The sequence below is a fragment of the Endozoicomonas elysicola genome (assembly GCF_000710775.1).
GTDB lineage: Bacteria > Pseudomonadota > Gammaproteobacteria > Pseudomonadales > Endozoicomonadaceae > Endozoicomonas > Endozoicomonas elysicola.
In genome coordinates, this window is record NZ_JOJP01000001.1 from 3,266,501 (window position 1) to 3,283,797 (window position 17,297).

General features: G+C 46.9%; 13 protein-coding genes. 3 read left to right on the forward strand and 10 right to left on the reverse strand.

The window, feature by feature from the left end:
• Window positions 1-108 precede the first annotated feature (108 nt).
• The 3 genes from topA to fadB form a co-directional block, all read right to left on the reverse strand.
• Entirely contained in the window at window positions 109-2,751 is a 2,643-nt protein-coding gene (topA, locus tag GV64_RS14040; RefSeq protein ID WP_020583560.1) for a type I DNA topoisomerase, read from the reverse strand.
• A gap of 648 nt (window positions 2,752-3,399) precedes the next feature.
• On the reverse strand, window positions 3,400-4,572 hold the full coding sequence (gene fadA / locus GV64_RS14045; RefSeq protein ID WP_020583561.1) for an acetyl-CoA C-acyltransferase FadA: 1,173 nt from the start codon (window positions 4,570-4,572) through the stop codon (window positions 3,400-3,402).
• Window positions 4,573-4,625: 53 nt separating this feature from the next.
• Window positions 4,626-6,776 (reverse strand): fatty acid oxidation complex subunit alpha FadB, encoded by a 2,151-nt coding sequence (fadB, locus tag GV64_RS14050; RefSeq protein ID WP_020583562.1) that lies wholly within the window; start codon window positions 6,774-6,776, stop codon window positions 4,626-4,628.
• A 573-nt stretch (window positions 6,777-7,349) separates the two neighbouring features.
• Between fadB and GV64_RS14055 the strand changes: the two genes are divergently transcribed.
• On the forward strand, window positions 7,350-7,793 hold the full coding sequence (locus tag GV64_RS14055; RefSeq protein WP_020583563.1) for a universal stress protein: 444 nt from the start codon (window positions 7,350-7,352) through the stop codon (window positions 7,791-7,793).
• Between the two features lie 89 nt (window positions 7,794-7,882).
• Here the strand turns inward: GV64_RS14055 and GV64_RS14060 are convergent, their stop codons facing one another.
• The 6 genes from GV64_RS14060 to GV64_RS26135 all read right to left on the reverse strand — a co-directional run bounded on the left by GV64_RS14060 (window position 7,883) and on the right by GV64_RS26135 (window position 13,874).
• Entirely contained in the window at window positions 7,883-9,784 is a 1,902-nt protein-coding gene (locus GV64_RS14060; RefSeq protein ID WP_020583564.1) for an ATP-binding cassette domain-containing protein, read from the reverse strand.
• Between the two features lie 120 nt (window positions 9,785-9,904).
• Entirely contained in the window at window positions 9,905-11,071 is a 1,167-nt protein-coding gene (locus GV64_RS14065) for an MFS transporter (protein WP_081622170.1), read from the reverse strand.
• 337 nt (window positions 11,072-11,408) lie between these two features.
• Window positions 11,409-11,858, reverse strand: coding sequence for a phosphohistidine phosphatase SixA (sixA, locus tag GV64_RS14070; protein WP_020583566.1), 450 nt, complete (start codon window positions 11,856-11,858; stop codon window positions 11,409-11,411).
• Between the two features lie 2 nt (window positions 11,859-11,860).
• Window positions 11,861-12,178 carry a DUF4389 domain-containing protein gene (locus GV64_RS14075; RefSeq protein WP_020583567.1) on the reverse strand — a complete coding sequence of 106 codons (318 nt, stop codon included), beginning with the start codon at window positions 12,176-12,178 and terminating at the stop codon, window positions 11,861-11,863.
• Between the two features lie 93 nt (window positions 12,179-12,271).
• Window positions 12,272-13,321, reverse strand: coding sequence for an NAD(P)H-dependent glycerol-3-phosphate dehydrogenase (locus tag GV64_RS14080; protein WP_020583569.1), 1,050 nt, complete (start codon window positions 13,319-13,321; stop codon window positions 12,272-12,274).
• A 418-nt stretch (window positions 13,322-13,739) separates the two neighbouring features.
• The gene (locus GV64_RS26135; protein ID WP_020583570.1) at window positions 13,740-13,874 is read right to left on the reverse strand and encodes a hypothetical protein; all 135 of its coding nucleotides are present in this window, start codon (window positions 13,872-13,874) and stop codon (window positions 13,740-13,742) included.
• On the opposite strand from GV64_RS26135, the gene fabA reads away from it, so the two are divergent.
• Both fabA and fabB read left to right on the forward strand, forming a co-directional pair.
• Window positions 13,862-14,386 carry a 3-hydroxyacyl-[acyl-carrier-protein] dehydratase FabA gene (gene fabA / locus GV64_RS14085; protein WP_020583571.1) on the forward strand — a complete coding sequence of 175 codons (525 nt, stop codon included), beginning with the start codon at window positions 13,862-13,864 and terminating at the stop codon, window positions 14,384-14,386. The genes GV64_RS26135 and fabA overlap by 13 nt on opposite strands.
• Before the next feature lie 96 nt (window positions 14,387-14,482).
• Complete coding sequence (fabB, locus tag GV64_RS14090) at window positions 14,483-15,700, forward strand: beta-ketoacyl-ACP synthase I (protein ID WP_020583572.1); 1,218 nt, start codon at window positions 14,483-14,485, stop codon at window positions 15,698-15,700.
• A gap of 927 nt (window positions 15,701-16,627) precedes the next feature.
• On the opposite strand, the gene GV64_RS25920 is transcribed toward fabB, so the two are convergent.
• On the reverse strand, window positions 16,628-16,852 hold the full coding sequence (locus GV64_RS25920; RefSeq protein ID WP_020583575.1) for a hypothetical protein: 225 nt from the start codon (window positions 16,850-16,852) through the stop codon (window positions 16,628-16,630).
• Between the last annotated feature and the right edge of the window lie 445 nt (window positions 16,853-17,297).

The following is a 17,297-nucleotide window of genomic DNA, read 5'->3' on the forward strand; positions in this document are numbered from 1 at the left end:
AGCAATTTACCGGACACACTTTCGAGCAGCCCGGCAAACAGTTAACAACAGCCATAGTACAACAGGGCTTAATAGCCCTGTCTGATGAATCAAAAGTTTGAGATAAATCTAACTGGATTGACGCTTTTTGGTCTGCTTTTCATTCCACCTACCATCCTCATAGGTAGCACTCCAGCCGGTAGCCTTACCCTCTACTTCAGACATAACATATTGCTGTTTTGTCTTACGACTGTATCGAATAATTGAAGGGTTACCATCAGGGTCCTGGCGGGGAGCATCCATAAGATAGCCATATTTAGGATCAATCATAGCCTGATGAGGCAATAGCTCAGCAACAAGAGGTGCCCGGGTTTCCCGATTCTTGGGAAACTGACTGGCAGCCAGGAACAGGCCAGAGGCTCCATCCCGCAGGATATAGTGATCTTCAACCTTGACACACTTAAGCTCTGGCATTGGAACAGGCTCCATTTTAGGTGGAGCTGCTTCACCACTTTTAAGTAGCTTCCGCGTATTTTTACACTCACTGTTAGTACAGCCAAAGTACTTGCCAAAACGGCCTGTCTTAAGCTGCATCTCACTACCACACTTATCACATTCGAGAATTGGACCATCATAGCCTTTCAGCTTATAACTACCCTGCTCTACATCATAACCAGAGCAATCGGGGTTATTACCACAGACATGGAGCTTACGATGTTCATCAATAAGGTAACTCTCCATGGCAGTAGAGCATTTCGGACAACGATGCATAGCACGCAGAGCATTCACTTCTGCATTTTCATCATCCGCATCTTCCGCTTCTTCACCCGGAACCAGATTGATGGTCGTTTTACAGCGCTCTTTCGGAGGCAAAGCATAACCAGAACAGCCCAAAAACACACCAGTAGAAGCAGTGCGAATCATCATGGGGCGACTGCAGGTCGGACATTCAATATCCGTCAGGGAGGGTTCATTAGCCCGCATCCCACCGTCAACCTGTTCAGCCTGCGCCAGCTGAAGGGTAAAGTCAGAGTAAAAATCATCCAGGACCTGCTTCCAGTTTTTTTCACCTTCAGCGATATCATCCAGCTTTTCTTCCATCCGAGCTGTAAAGTGATAATCCATAAGCTCATGGAAAGACTCATTCAAGCGGTCAGTAACGATATCCCCCATCTTTTCTGCGTAAAAGCGGCGATTTTTAACCGAGGCGTAACCACGATCCTGAATAGTTGAGATAATGGAAGCATAAGTCGATGGTCGGCCAATACCCTGCTTCTCTAACTCCTTCACAAGAGCGGCTTCACTAAACCGAGCAGGTGGTCGGGTGAATAGCTGCTTCGGGTCGATCTTCTGAAGATCAAGAGGAATACCTTTTTGAAGGTCCGGCAGGATAGTATCCTCTCCCTTACGAGCCATTGGCTTCTGTACCCGGGTATAACCATCAAACTTCAGGGTTCGCCCCTTAGCCTTAAGCTGAAAACCTTTAACATCGACAGTCAGTGAGGTACTGAGATACTCAGCTGGCGTCATCTGGCAAGCTACAAACTGGCGCCAGATAAGGTCATAAAGCCGCTCAGCATCACGCTCCATCCCGGAAAGGCTATCTGGCTGTAATGTAACACTGGATGGACGTATGGCCTCATGAGCCTCCTGAGCACCCTTTTTACTGCTATAGATGTTCGGATTATCAGGACAATAGTGCTCACCATACTGCTTGGTGATAAAAGAACGGGCACTGTCCACAGCATCCTGACTCAAATTGGTGGAATCCGTTCTCATATAGGTAATATACCCAGCCTCATAGAGGCGCTGGGCCAGCATCATCGTCTTTTTGACACTGAATCCAAGTCGGGTACTCGCAGCCTGCTGCAGAGTTGATGTGATAAATGGGGCAGAAGGTTTACTCTGTGTCGGCTTATCTTCACGGCTTGTCAGGGAGTATTGACCCTGCTCAAGCAAAGCCAGCGCTTTATCTGTTTCAGCCTTATTGGTTGGCCTGAAGTTAACCCCATTCTCTTTCATTACCTGAAAGCGAACAGCATCTTTCCCTGCTGCAGAAAGGTCTGCGTAAACTTCCCAATACTCCTCTGGAACAAAGCTACGAACTTCTCTCTCGCGTTCAACAATCAACTTAACAGCAACAGACTGAACCCGCCCTGCAGACAACCCCCGGGCAATCTTTGCCCAGAGAAGCGGAGAAACCATATAGCCAACAACACGATCCAGGAAACGGCGTGCTTGTTGGGCATCAACACGATCCTGGTTTAGCTGACCGGGGGATTCAAACGCAGATTGAATGGCTTTCTTGGTAATCTCATTGAAAACAACACGCCGAAAACGCCCTGGCTCTCCGCCAATAGCCTGCTGCAGATGCCAGGCAATCGCTTCTCCCTCCCGGTCCAAATCCGTCGCAAGATAAATGGTGTCGGCACCTTCAGCCAAACGAGTCAGCTCATCAACCACCTTCTCCTTGCCAGGTAGAACCTGATAGTGTGCTTCCCAGCCCTTATCAGGGTTAATACCCATGCGTTCAATCAACTGCTCACGGGCTTTAACCTTTTTACGACGCTCACGTTCCTCAGGTGAGAGCTTCTTTGACTCAGCAGCAGCCTTCGCCCTGGCCTTTGCATCCACGGTTTTTTTAGGACCACCCGCCGTTGGCAAATCCCGGATGTGACCCACGCTGGATTTGACAACAAAGTCTTTGCCCAAATATTTGTTGATGGTTTTCGCCTTGGCTGGCGACTCCACAATAACTAGCGATTTACCCATGCTGCCTTACACGTCCTGTCATCTGTTCCAATGTTCTGGCTGGTCAGATCTGCGAGCAGATAAATCGCCCATCATACTGAATATTCAGATCTGCTGAAATAGAGCTTATCGCCAGAACAAGAAAAGCCGGGATAGAAATTGCTTCAATATATAAGGCGAAGTCAATAATCGGTCAAGGAAAACCATCAACCTCTTTCCCGTAAAGCTCTGGGTTATTCCTCTGGAAGAATCCAGAGAAAGCCTTGTTTCTTGCACGCTGAAGCCAATATCCAACTCGAATTTTCCGCTGACATTTTAATCAAACCATCCTCTGCACAAATGGTCTGCCAACAAGTAATTCCACCAATCATCACATCAAAACTGCTTACACGTGATAATATTTTCTTGATAATCAGTAGCGGCAGAAGCCATTAAACGCTTAGCATGAATTTACAAGACTCTCAACCATAGGAAAAAATCCGCTTTTTTCCAATACAATCATTGTCATTCATTAGCTCACAAATCAAGCACCTTAAACCAATGAAAGCAAAAAGATGATTCAATGAGTCGATAATGAAACGAAAAAGCCCGGGAAACCCGGGCCACAGATTCAGTGTTGTTGAGGTCATGAGAAAAGAGTCCCCGACCTCAACTCATCCATCTGAAGTATCAAACGCGCTCAAAAATGGTTGTTATACCCTGACCAAGGCCTACACACATGGTTGCCAGTCCCAACGTTCCACCATTTTGCTTCATGACATTCAGCAGTGTTCCGGATATACGTGCCCCAGAACAGCCAAATGGATGCCCAAGTGCAATAGCACCACCATTCAGGTTTACTTTTTGATCCATTTTATCGAGTAGCTTCAGATCTTTCAGCACAGGCAATGCCTGTGCTGCAAAAGCCTCGTTTAACTCAACCTGATCAATATCGTCAATGGTCAGCCCCACACGTTTCAATGCCTTTTTACTACTTGGAACCGGACCATACCCCATGATCGAAGGATCAACACCCGCCACTGCCATAGCTCTGACCACAGCCATGGGTTGCAGGCCGAGATCTTTTGCCCGCTGTGCAGACATTACGATCATACAGGAAGCACCATCAGTAATCTGGGAAGACGTTCCAGCGGTTACTGTACCTTTCGGGTTAAATGCTGGCTTAAGCTGAGACAAACCTTCTGCCGTAGTCTCTGGACGAATAGTCTCATCCTGCCTGAAAAGACTAAGATTGCCATCAGCATCGTGCCCTTGCATTGGAATAATCTCATCTTTGAAATTACCGGCCTCAGTCGCTGCCCAGGCCCTCTGGTGTGAACGAGCACCAAATTCGTCCTGTGCCTGACGACTAATACCATGCATCGTTCCGAGCATTTCCGCCGTCAGCCCCATCATGCCTGCAGCTTTGGCGCCATACTTAGAAAGTCTCGGGTTTGGATCAACACCATGCATCATGCCCACGTGTCCCATATGCTCGACACCACCCACAACAAAAACGTCGCCGTTATTGCTTTGAATGGCTTGCACGGCTGTGTGCAGAGCACTCATGGATGAACCACACAGACGGCTTACGGTCTGGGCACTTGATGTATGAGGGATGGGTGTCATCAACGACGCCATCCGGGCGATATTCCACCCCTGCTCCAGAGTCTGGTTAACACAACCCCAGATAACATCTTCCACTTCAGCAGGGTTCAACTCAGGATTTCGGTTAAGCACGCCAGTAATCAGCTCTGCAGATAGAGTATCTGCCCGCACATTACGGTACATCCCACCCTTGGAACGCCCCATCGGGGTACGCCCATAATCAACAATTACAGCATCTCTTGGATTCAGGCTCATGGTATTCTCTCTCTTATATTCCCTGAAAATGGTTCAAAATCGTAGAAGAAGGCCTATTGACCGTAAAACGTCCTGCCTTCACGAGCCATTTCCCGAAGCTTGTCAGTCGGTGCATACAGTGGACTGATGTGAGCGTACTTATCTGCCAGCTCAACAAACTCGGCAACGCCCATACTGTCCATATATTTCAATGCACCACCCCGGAAGAGAGGGAAGCCAATTCCCATAATCAGTGCCATATCCGCCTCTGCCACCGATTCAACAATACCATCCTCAAGCGTCCGTACTGTCTCCATGCAAAGAGGGATCATCATACGGGCAATGATTTCCTCATCATCAAAAGCCTTGCTCTGTGCACAGACTTCATCCAGCAAAGCATAAACCGACTCATCAACGACCTTCTTCGGTTTACCTCTTTTATCCTGCTCATACTGATAGAAACCAGCACCATTTTTCTGGCCAAAACGCTTATTCTCAAACATCACATCCAGTGCCGTTTTGAAGTCACGCTTCATTCGGTCCGGATAGCCTTCGGACATAACCCCTTCAGCATGAATACCCGTATCAATACCCACCACATCCAGCAAATAGGCAGGCCCCATTGGCCAGCCAAAGCGCTCCATGACCTTATCAACCTGTTTAAAATCCGCACCATCACGAAGCAAGGCAGAGAACCCACCAAAGTATGGAAAAAGGACCCGGTTCACCATAAATCCTGGGCAGTCATTGACAACCACCGGTGTTTTGCCCATTTTCCGAGCGTACTCTACAACGGTCGCGACAGACGCTTCACTGGTTTTCTCACCACGAATCACCTCAACCAGAGGCATAGCATGAACAGGATTAAAGAAGTGCATACCACAGAACTGTTCCGGCCGCTTCAGATCACTGGCAAGTTCAGTAATTGAGATGGTCGAGGTATTGGATGTCAGCACGGTATTTTCTGAAACCTGGCTTTCAACTTCTGCCAATACCGCTTTTTTAACCTTGGCGTTTTCAACAACAGCCTCAACCACCACATCGACGGAGCCAAAATCGCCAAACGACAATGTAGGCACAATGCTATTAAGCACTCCCCCCATCTTACCAGCATCCATACGGCCTTTAGCCACCCGTTTGGAAAGCAGCTTAGTGGCTTCAGCAAGTCCCAGATCAAGGCCATCCTGATTGATGTCCTTCATTAAAATAGGCGTACCTTTCAGGGCTGATTGATAGGCAATACCACCACCCATAATACCCGCACCAAGAACAGCAGCCTTATTGGTTTCACCGGCCAGCTTTGACGAAGCCTTTGCTTTTTTCTTCAACTGCTGGTCATTAAGGAACAGGCCAACCAGCGCATCACATACAGAAGATTTAGCGAGCTTGATAAAGCCTTTCGCCTCAGCTTCAAGCGCTTTGTCACGCTCCATAAAAGCATGCTTCTGAATCGTTTTGACGGAAGCAATGGGTGCAAGCATATGTGGCCCCGCCTGCTGTTTAACCACAGCAGCGGTTGTTTCAAATACCATCATCGCTTCAACAGGCGGCAGTTTCAGCTTATCTTTCTTCTCCTGCTTCCGGGCTTTGTAATCCAGCTCCCCGGCGATACAGCTGCGAATCAGGGCAACAGCTGAGTCTTTCAACTTCTCCGGAGCAACCACCCCATCAACAGCCCCGACCTTCAGAGCTGAATCAGGACGGTATTCCTTACCACTGGCAATCCATTCCACCGCATTATCAGCACCAATAATACGTGGCAGCCTGACAGTACCACCCCATCCCGGGTAGATGCCCAACTTGACTTCAGGCAATCCAACTTTTGCGTCTGTTGAAAGTAACCGGTAGTCCGCACACAGGCAAATCTCAAAGCCGCCACCCAACGCTATACCATTGACTGCCGCAACGGTCGGCATATCAAGATCTTCAAAACTGGAGAATACATTATTTACCGACATCAATTCGGCAAATAATGTTTCATCATCTTGCTTGAACGTCTGTGTGAACTCATTGATATCAGCACCAACGATAAAAACGTCCTTGCCACTGGTGAGTATCAGACCCTTTATACCCTTATCAGCACGAATGGCATCCAGTGCCTCGGCAAGGTCCTCAATGGCAGAACGGCTGAATTTATTGACACTTTCACCGTCGAGATTGAACTGCAGTTCGGCGATACCATCTTCCACAGGCAGAACCCTGAACGCCTTCCCCTGGTAGATCATGAACTTCTCCTTTCGGATTTGAAGATAGATAGACAAGCCACATGCCTGTATGAGAGCAGTTTTTTAATCCCCTCAAACCTTTATATGACATTAACTATGGCAGCTATCTGATTATTATTGCTTTACTTCCTGACTTTACACGGGAGCCTGACGGACTTGAGACTGTCCTACTGACCCTGGGCAGAAACAAAGTTCCTTCATGCAAATTCATACGCTTGTTTGAATTCAGTGCTTACCTTCTGTGAAATGGTGTTTAAAGTCAAGCCTGAAAGCCTATGAAGATGCCGCATTTTCCCATACTTACACAAGACTATACACACAGGAACGTTGAGATTCAGAATCTGGATCATTGTTTCTGATAATTACCTGACAGAGAGCGAATAAAACCATGAATAAAACCGCAATTGGCCTTACAATAGAAATGCCATGGCTTGAGAAGCTTTCACACAAACGCTGAAACATTCAAGCCATTCGACTGATTGTACTGAGGAAATCGCGACAGCGGTCTGGCCATCCAGGTGTTAGAAAACGGGCGGATCACTTTTTGCATTTATTGAAGAAGGAAGACAGCTTATGAGCCTTTACAAGCACATTCTGGTTGCGATTGATTTGTCCGACGAAGCCGACGAGGTGCTCGATAAAGCCAAATCCATTGCCGAAAAAAACCAGGCCAGGCTTACCATGGTTCATGTGGTAGAACCACTGAGTGTTGCTTATGGCAGTGACATTCCCCTTGATCTCACAACACTGCAAGATGAGATCACTGAGCAGGCGAGAGAGCGTATTGCCCGTCTTGCGGACTCAATCCATCTAAAGAAAGGTGAGCAACACGTCGTTTATGGACGACCAGAGCGTGAAGTTCATCGAATTGCAGAAGAGTCTGATGTTGACCTGATTGTCGTTGGTAGTCATGGTCGTCATGGACTGGCTCTTATTCTTGGCTCTACTTCAACCAGTATTCTTCATGGTGCCAACTGTGATGTGCTGGCAGTAAGAGTTGGCAAAAATCAGAGTTAACCCTTTTCCACCGTTTTTAGGACCACTGTAAAATCAGAAAAAAGCCACGTAGATCAAGAATAATCTCCGTGGCTTTTGGCTAAAGGGCGCTACATATTATCCAGCTCTTCCCAACGCTCCATTTTCTCTTCGATCAGTTCATTTATCTCTGCAAGTCTGTTCAGGACATCCTGAACCTCGCCTTGATCTCCCTGATAGAAAGCCGACTCAGCCGTTTTAGCTTCCAGCTCAGTCAACTCCTCTTCAAGCGTTTCAATTTCACCCGGCAAAGCATCCAGCTCACGCTGAAGTTTATAACTGAGCTTCTTTTTAGCTGGTTTGTTTTCAGCGCCTGATGGCGCAGGCACAGATTTTGTTTTTTCTTCTTTTTTACTAACTGCAGTTTCAGCAACCAGCCGTGAAATTGCACCACCCTGTCGCAGCCAATCATCAAACCCACCGACATAATCACTGACATGACCACCCGGCTCAAACACCAGTGAACTCGAAACTACATTGTCCAGGAAAGTTCTATCGTGGCTCACCAACAACATTGTGCCAGTAAATTCAACCAGTAATGATTCCAACAACTCCAGAGTTTCAATATCCAGATCGTTAGTCGGTTCGTCCATCACCAACAGGTTGGCCGGTTTACTAAACAATCGCGCCAACAGCAGTCGGTTACGCTCCCCTCCGGATAACGCTTTAACCGGAACACGACAGCGCCCGGGCGGAAACAAGAAATCGCCCAGATAGCTAATAATATGACGACTGGCACCGTTAATGGTGATGCTCTCCCGTCCTTCAGCCACGTTATCAATCACCGTTTTCTCAAGATCCAGCTGATTTCTCAACTGATCAAAGTAGGCCACTTCAAGCTTGGTTCCCATTTTGACAGAACCCGACTCAGGACTCAGATTACCCAGAAAAATACTGAGTAACGTTGACTTTCCCGCCCCGTTTGCGCCAATCAGGCCAACTTTGTCACCACGCATAAGACGAAGACTAAAGTCTTTGATAACCGTATGATTATCAAATGACTGGGAGATATTCTTCGCTTCGAGTACTAACTTGCCAGAAGACTCACCCTGCTCCAGCCCAAAGCTGGCATTACCCTGAACTTCACGACGCTGACTACGCTCTGCTCTGAGCTTTTCCAAGTCACGAACCCGACCTTCATTACGGGTACGACGGGCTTTAATGCCCTGGCGTATCCAGACCTCTTCCTGTGCCAGCTTTTTATCAAACAACGCATTCTGCTCAGCCTCAACCTCAAGGGCATGGGCTTTGCGTTCCAGGAAAGTGGCATAATCACATTCCCAACTGGTCAATTGTCCCCGATCCAACTCGATAATACGTGTTGCCAGAGACTGTAGGAATGAGCGGTCGTGAGTGATGAAAAGCAATGCCCCGGAAAAATCTTTCAGTTGCTTCTCAAGCCAGTCAATGGCGATGATATCCAGGTGGTTAGTGGGCTCATCCAGTAACAAAAGATCGGGGTCGCCCACCAAGGCTCTAGCCAACTCAACTCTGCGCCGCCAGCCACCAGATAACTCTTTCATCTGTTTTTCAGCAGGCAAGCCAAGCTTTTGAATGACGGTATCCACTTTCAGGCTCAGACTCCAGCCATCCACTGATTCCAACTGCTGCTGAACTTTTTCGAGAGCTTTCATATCAGCATCGGTGCTGATATTCATAGACAGGCTATGGTAACGGCTGATTAAATCACCAACTGCTTCCAGGCCAGAAGCCACCACATCGTATACCTTCTTCTCATCCTGATCAGGAAGATCCTGATTAAGAACCCCAACCTTCAGCCCCGGCTTCCTCCATAACGTGCCATCATCTGGCAAGATAGCCCCAGATACCAGCTTCATCATGGTGGACTTACCCGCGCCATTACGCCCCAGCAAGCAGACTCTCTCACCTTTCCGAATCTGAAACTCCGCATGATCAAGCAGAGGCTGGTCACCATAGGCCAGACTGACTTTTTCGAATCTAAGTAACGGCATTATCCATCCAAGAGGTACAACCCTTCGCCAGTTAAGCGTTCTGGCGAAGGTTTATAAGCTGAAAGCATTGAATAAAAAACGGGTTAGGATAGCGCCAACCACCAGCAATGGGTAGAAGAATTACTGTTTTTTCAGGCAAACCGCTACGATCAGCGCCAGCAACTGACAGAGCAATAAAGGAACAAAGGCCAGTTGATAGTCCTGAATTGATAAAGCACTCAAACCATCATGTCCAATTCCTTCCAGAATAAAGCCAATCAATAGCTGCATAACAGGGCCCGCCAAGAGCATGGAACCATTGGTGATCGCCAGCAAGACCCCCACCCGTTCAGCTGGACTAATACTTTTGACAACAGAGAATGCCAGCATATACCCTCCACTGCTGATCCCGCACATAAAGCAAATGAGCGCCATAACCAGCATTGAACACTGGCAAAAAATCAGCATACTGAAGAAAATCGGAGAAATGACAGCACACGCCATCATCACTTTTCGTGTAGAGCCCACTTGACAGGCCAACCAGCCTAACAAGGGAGCACCAATAGCAGCACCGACAAAAACCAGGGCAACCATATCAGCAACCGCTTCCTGCTCACCTGGAAAACGCTCATAAAAGAACGGTATTCCCCACAACCCACCAAAGCTGGTAATGACGGCAAAAAGCCCAAAACCATACATGCAACACAGTGAAAAAGAGACTCGATCAAATGGAGATGTATCCACCTTCTCGATCTCAAGGTCAGCCCCGCATGTTACTTCGTGCAGTCTCACATCACTAACGGATACAGGCGGAGTACTTTTAACAAAAATGGCGATCATGGCCGCAAGAACGACACCAAATATTGCCGCTGCCTGCATAGCACCCTGCCAGCCAAATGCCTCCATGAGATTAGGCAGAATCAGGGGACCAAGCCCACCGCCCGCTAAAGCAAAAGCCTCTATCAACCCTGCCAGAGTTGGAAAATAGCGTTCCGGAAACCAGCGACTTGCCAGGGTCATACAAACCACAATAACGGGTGAAGTTACCACCCCCATAAACGCACGGGATGCACTGGCAGATAACATGGTTTCAGAAATACTGAACCAGTAACAGGCAACAGCCATCAATAAACTGCAAATAACCAGCAATGCGCGTGCATTGCAGCGATCAGCCAGATAACCGCCGGGCACTTGAAAAATCAGGTATAAACAGAGGAAGCTACTGGTTAGCCAGCCAATATCAGCCACATCCAAATCGAATGCAGTCATCAGCTGAGGAACCATAACGGATGGAGCCCCTTGCAACATGAATTGATATGAGCAGAATAAGGCTGCTATTGCGCAGACCAGAATGCCTCTGAGGCTTATAAAACTTGTCGCCACCGTACTTTCTCCCTATCTATCCCTACACTCTTTCCCTGTCTAAAGCACCAGTAACATGGGACACGAGCATCATTAGATTAGATGGCAAAAAGAAAGTTCATTAATAAATCAACAGACAGCCAATAGATTCAAAGCTATCGCCCAACACAGTGTTAAATGAGGAGATAAATCAACTTATGTACTGCGGGAAACAACTGAATTTCCCGCAGAAAAACCAAAGACTAATGGCGCTGAATTTTTTAATGGCTAAGCAAATTGTGACTTACAACTGAGGTATTATGCGCTCAAGGACTCGGGCCATCCCGGGAGCCACAATATCCATCTCCAGGATCAGCGCCATTCCCGTTTGAAAGGATGGACCAGACTGGGGGACTCCCTCGCAAAGCAGACCCGAAAGATAACCAACCATGGGCATATGACTGGCCAGCAGGACAACTCCCGTCTCAGGCAACACCTGCAGTAAAGCCTGAGGGCTACCCTCAGGCTCCAACTCAGCAAGTGTTTCTACACCACAGCCAAAAGCCTCTGCAGCAATCCGGGCAGTTTGCTGGGCCCTGAAATAAGGGCTGGAAAAAATTCGGTCAACCTTCTGAGACGCCAGAGATGCAACCGTACTGGACACCTCTCGAGCACCCTGTTCAGTGAGTGGTCGTTCCCTATCAGATGGTGCCGACCATGAAGCCTGACCATGGCGCATAATGATAAGTTTCATGCTTAATCGTTACCCGGCTCGTTGACAACCTTACCTGCGGAGTTCGATGACTGAGGCCAGTCCGAGAAAGGATAGGGCTTAACATCAGAGTTATAGGTCAGGAACCCGGCAATCTGATAAATAAACCGGTTAACGCCAGCACTGAATGTTAAAAGACGCTCATTTGGCTCACTCATAACAAAACCGTGCACGGCCTGTATAAGAGCAATCAACATAACGAGGAATGCCGCAAGGTAGGCGACAACTCCAAAGACAACCATAAACACAAGTCTTAACCAGCGAGACTCCGATTTTAGATTATTAACGACTTTCTCATCCATTGATCTTCTCCACTCTTCCACACAGAATTGTAAAAACAAAGTTGTCAAAACAAAGCCCAGAATCTGACTCAACAGCCATGATCTTGATATAAATCATCTGGACATAAATTCCACATCTGTTTTCTGTTCCCTGAGCATCATCCCCTTTACGAGAACTCCAATGGCATTACCTTCAAAAATAATGCTGTATAAACTACCCACCAGAGGCATGTATACCCCCAGTTCATCGGCCTTTTGCTTCACCTGTTTAAGTGTATTAACCCCTTCAGCAACCTGCCCTAACTTGAGCTCTGCATCTTCTAGCGAATCTCCTTGACCAAGCGCATAGCCCACCCGGAAGTTACGACTTAAATCAGAAGTACAGGTAGCTACCAGATCACCAACACCGGCCAACCCCAGAAAAGTCATGGGGTTAGCCCCAAGCGTTACTGCAAAACGACTCATTTCTGCAAGACTCCGGGTGATCAACATACTTTTTGTATTTTCACCCATTCCCAGAGCTGCACCCATTCCAGAAACAATCGCATAAATATTCTTTAAAGCACCTGCCAGCTCAACACCATACACATCGCTGTTCGAATAGACCCTGAAATAGTCGCAGTGCAATACAGACTGAATGGTCTGGCATAACTCATCATCTTCACTGGCAATCACAGTAGCAGTCAACGCTTTGGCTACGATTTCACGGGCAAGGTTGGGGCCACTGAGCACACCAATTCGAGCATCATTGACCTCCTCTACCAGAATCTGACTCATCAGATCAAAGGTAACAGGCTCAATACCTTTAGTCGTACTAATCACTATCTTGCCTGAGAGCAATCCACCGGTTTTTTTCACCACTTCTCTGAACGACTTACTGGGAATTGCAATAAAAACGATATCAGCGTCCGAGACCACAGCAGCAAGGTCCGTGTCAGCGGTGACTGATGGATGAATCTGAAACTCCGGAAGGTATCTGGCATTAACATGATTATTGTTAATGCTGCCAACCTGCTCAGCATCTCTCATCCAGAGTTTTACCCGGTGCCCATTGGCTGCAGAAATATCAGCAAGGGCCGTACCGAAACTGCCACCGCCAAGAACGGCGATCGTATATTCACTGGCACCACCATTGTCAGCCGTGCTATCTGGCCTGTCTGTCATGCTGTTAATCCTAGTTTACAAGCTCAAAAATAACTGGCACTAAATTGCCATGAGCAGCTTTATAGTAAAAATCTTATTTAATCACACTCGTCGGCCCCGTTGCACAGTTCTGACACACCTGAAACAAAAAAAGGGATTATCGTCTGCAATTACCCTCACCTAAGGTATCTGCTCATAACTAGCAAACCATTCCCGACTGTATTACCTTTAACTTTTGCGAACTATGCCAGTTTTACAACATGCCTAATGGTAATAAAACGCTACGAAAATTATCATTGCCTGCCTTTTCGGCGATGCAGTGTTGTCTTTTTGTTACAAACAGGCCAAGAGCACTATGACGGACAAAAAGCAATGGTATAGTTCAACTCCGGAACGATAGTAATGCATTTTGCAAGACTGTTAGGATTAAGTGGGGTCATCAGACCCTGATGTGAACGCCGCGTATCGGCAGGGATGTCCCGATCAGAGTATCGACTTCCCGGGTGTCATCACTGGCCTGATGCCATGCAGGTGCTGGACCTTCCAGGAACCAATAAACTAATGAAGCAACCATTTAAACAAGACTCCTTCAGCAAAGAAGATTTGTTACTCTGTTCACAGGGCGAACTCTTTGGTGCTGGCAATGCGCAGTTACCAGCTCCTAATATGCTGATGCTGGATCGTATTGTTCGTATTTCTGAAGAAGGTGGCGCCTATGGAAAAGGCGAAATCATTGCAGAACTGGATATAAACCCAGACCTGTGGTTCTTCTCCTGCCACTTTCCAGGCGACCCTGTTATGCCAGGATGTCTCGGGCTTGATGCCATGTGGCAGCTGGTTGGCTTCTATCTGGGGTGGATGGGCAACCCCGGCCGTGGACGCGCTCTTGGCAGTGGTGATGTAAAATTCACCGGCCAGATTCTGCCCACTAACAAAAAAGTAACATACCGTATTGATATTAAACGTATCATCGCACGCAAACTGGTTCTGGGTATTGCTGATGGAACAGTCAGTGTTGATGATCGGGAAATTTACACAGCGGAAGGGCTGCGAGTCGGTCTTTTCCAGAATACCGATTCTTTCTGACTCTCTTTTCCCTTGCTCTTACATTGTAAAAGAGAGCGAGATTGAGAGTCTGACTCTGATTTTTCTGACTTAAACGGGCTATTCAGGTTGACATCAATGAAACGTGTTGTAGTTACAGGGATTGGCATCACATCCTGTCTGGGCATTACCCAGGACGAGGTAGCTGAGAGCCTTAGACATGGGCGCTCCGGCATTCGCTTTAATGAAAGCTATAAGGAGCATGGTTTCCGCAGCCAGGTATCCGGCACAGTAGACATCGATTTCGAGCAGTTTATTGACCGCAAAACCCTGCGATTCATGGGTAACGCTGCAGCCTATGCCTATATTTCCATGAAACAGGCAATCGAAGATGCTGGTCTTACTGAAGATCAGGTATCCAACCCCCGCACAGGGCTGATCGCTGCATCCGGGGGGGCTTCATCAGAAAACATTGTTGATTCTGCAGACATCATGAGAGAAAAAGGTGTCAAACGAGTCGGACCCTATCGCGTCACCCGCACCATGGGTAGTACGGTTTCTGCCTGCCTTGCAACCCCCTTTAAAATCAAGGGTGTTAACTATTCCATCACTTCTGCCTGTGCAACCAGTGCACACTGTATTGGCAATGCTATCGAGCAAATTCAGCTGGGTAAGCAGGACATCGTATTTGCTGGCGGTGGTGAAGAAGAACATTGGACACAAACTGGCCTGTTTGATGCCATGGGCGCTTTGAGCACCAAATACAACGAAACACCTCAACAGGCTTCACGTGCCTATGATGCTGACCGTGATGGTTTCGTCATCGCTGGCGGTGGCGGTATGATCGTTGTCGAAGAGCTGGAGCATGCCAAAGCCCGTGGCGCTAAAATTTATGCTGAAATTACCGGCTATGGTGCAACTTCGGATGGCTACGACATGGTTGCCCCATCCGGTGAAGGTGCCGCACGCTGCATGCGCATGGCAATGGAGGCCCTTAAAGAACCCATTGATTACATCAACACTCATGGCACCAGCACCCCGGTGGGTGATGTTGCAGAGCTGAAAGCACTTATTGAAGTATTTGGTGATCAAATGCCTCTGATCAGCTCTACCAAATCACTCTCTGGCCACTCTCTTGGCGCAGCAGGCGTTCAGGAAGCCATTTATTGTCTACTGATGATGAAGCATAACTTCATCACTGCCTCTGCAAACGTGCAGAAGTTGGATGAAGCGGCAACAAATCTGCCAATCCTGGTCGGCGAAGCTCGTGAACAAACCCTGAACCGGGTAATGTCCAACAGCTTTGGTTTTGGTGGCACGAATGCCTGTCTGGTATTTGAGCGTTACCAGCAATAATTGGGTATTTAGCAATAAAAAGCCGGCACTCATGTCGGCTTTTTATTATTACCTTCAATATATGAGAGTCACGTTGCCGTAATAGCTCTAAGATACCCAAGGGCATTTCTGGTAAGAACGAATTGATGTACTTCCGCCCTGGTGGGCCTATCCTCTGGTCGTTTCCATTGAGTCAATATACCTTCAAGAGTAACTCTCTCTGGGTGAAGCTTAAACATCTTTCTGACATACATAATGCCAGTGATTAAGTCCCTACAGAGCTTATCTTTTGCGTCCTTTGAATAGCCAATTGCTTCTGGGGACACTTTCTCTAAATGCTGATGGTGATCATCAGCCCTTCTAAGCATCATTAAAACCCTTAAAAGGAAATCATGAACTTTATTATCAAGCAATAGCTTATCTGGAAAATGGCAACCATCCTTAAGATAGCTTTTATCTCTCAGAGAAAAATATAGTTTCTACATAGAATGCAAATTCAACAACGCCTCACCATAGAGTGTAACAACTAGCAGCTTAGTCGTTTCAGAATCTCGACGATAATCTATTTTTTCAACAGTCTTCACACTTGGGTTTCCTTTCTGAACAGCGTCAAGAAAATCAAGCAAATAAACATGCATCGACATCTACAGCCCTGCCTCCATACAGCCAATTTTAATCAAAAAAGCATCAGGTATTTTTACGTTACAAGAACCGGACCTTTTCAAGTCTGAACACCAAGATCAACACCATATTGTTTATTTATATCTGCGAGAAACTGGTCAAAATGAGACAATAGTAAAGCAATTGATACGTCTTCCTAATAGACAATCTGCAATGGAAAGTCACCAAGAAATATACCGGCAACACTATGCGCAGAACCTCCGTAAAGAGCAAGATCATCACTACAAGACATATTTGCTGCTTCTATAGAGCGATACCTAGCCTGCTTTAAAATTTTTCAAACCGACATACAGGGGCTGCAGCATTTACTTTCCATAAATTCACGACTGGCTTTGTATTTTCTGGTATATTAACGACAACGACAGGAATTTCAGCACCGGTAGCACCAGCTTGGATAAATCTCACAGCCCCAGTATTAACAACAGCATCAGCTATATGGCTTTCCTTAACAACCTCAACAGCAACAGCATCTTCAACGCGCTGCTCTGCCACATGCGATTGAGTCTCAGCAGGAGCTTCGCTGTATTTCTAACCCCTAGCCGGTAGAGATCCCACATAAAGCGACCTTCATTCAATTTTGAATAACGAGAGTACTCATCAATAACTTGATCAGCTGTAGGAGGGCTGTGTGAAGAACCGTAATGCTTTTTATTCCAATAGCATTCTTCAAGCTGTTTACCAATATGTTTTGAATAAAAACCTGATGCATTACTGTGATCAGGGACTGTTTTCCTTGTCACAACACTTGAATGAACGCTTTTTGCAAAGTGAGGTTTACCCTTCAACCCTTGAGTCAATCGACTATCACACTTCTGTCTATCAGTTTCATTCAATTTATTAGATACAGAGGCATTACCTCTAACAGCACTTGCATCCATAAAACAATCCAAAATATATCGAACAGGAAGAATTATTTTTTATTTAATAACAACAATCA

Coding starts and splice junctions, on each gene's coding strand:
- topA (WP_020583560.1), bottom strand. CDS start 2,751: ATGGGTAAATCGCTAGTTATTGTGGAGTCGCCAGCCAAGGCGAAAACC.
- fadA (WP_020583561.1), bottom strand. CDS start 4,572: ATGAGCCTGAATCCAAGAGATGCTGTAATTGTTGATTATGGGCGTACC.
- fadB (WP_020583562.1), bottom strand. CDS start 6,776: ATGATCTACCAGGGGAAGGCGTTCAGGGTTCTGCCTGTGGAAGATGGT.
- GV64_RS14055 (WP_020583563.1), top strand. CDS start 7,350: ATGAGCCTTTACAAGCACATTCTGGTTGCGATTGATTTGTCCGACGAA.
- GV64_RS14060 (WP_020583564.1), bottom strand. CDS start 9,784: ATGCCGTTACTTAGATTCGAAAAAGTCAGTCTGGCCTATGGTGACCAG.
- GV64_RS14065 (WP_081622170.1), bottom strand. CDS start 11,071: ATGTTGCAAGGGGCTCCATCCGTTATGGTTCCTCAGCTGATGACTGCA.
- sixA (WP_020583566.1), bottom strand. CDS start 11,858: ATGAAACTTATCATTATGCGCCATGGTCAGGCTTCATGGTCGGCACCA.
- GV64_RS14075 (WP_020583567.1), bottom strand. CDS start 12,178: ATGGATGAGAAAGTCGTTAATAATCTAAAATCGGAGTCTCGCTGGTTA.
- GV64_RS14080 (WP_020583569.1), bottom strand. CDS start 13,321: ATGACAGACAGGCCAGATAGCACGGCTGACAATGGTGGTGCCAGTGAA.
- fabA (WP_020583571.1), top strand. CDS start 13,862: ATGAAGCAACCATTTAAACAAGACTCCTTCAGCAAAGAAGATTTGTTA.
- GV64_RS26135 (WP_020583570.1), bottom strand. CDS start 13,874: ATGGTTGCTTCATTAGTTTATTGGTTCCTGGAAGGTCCAGCACCTGCA.
- fabB (WP_020583572.1), top strand. CDS start 14,483: ATGAAACGTGTTGTAGTTACAGGGATTGGCATCACATCCTGTCTGGGC.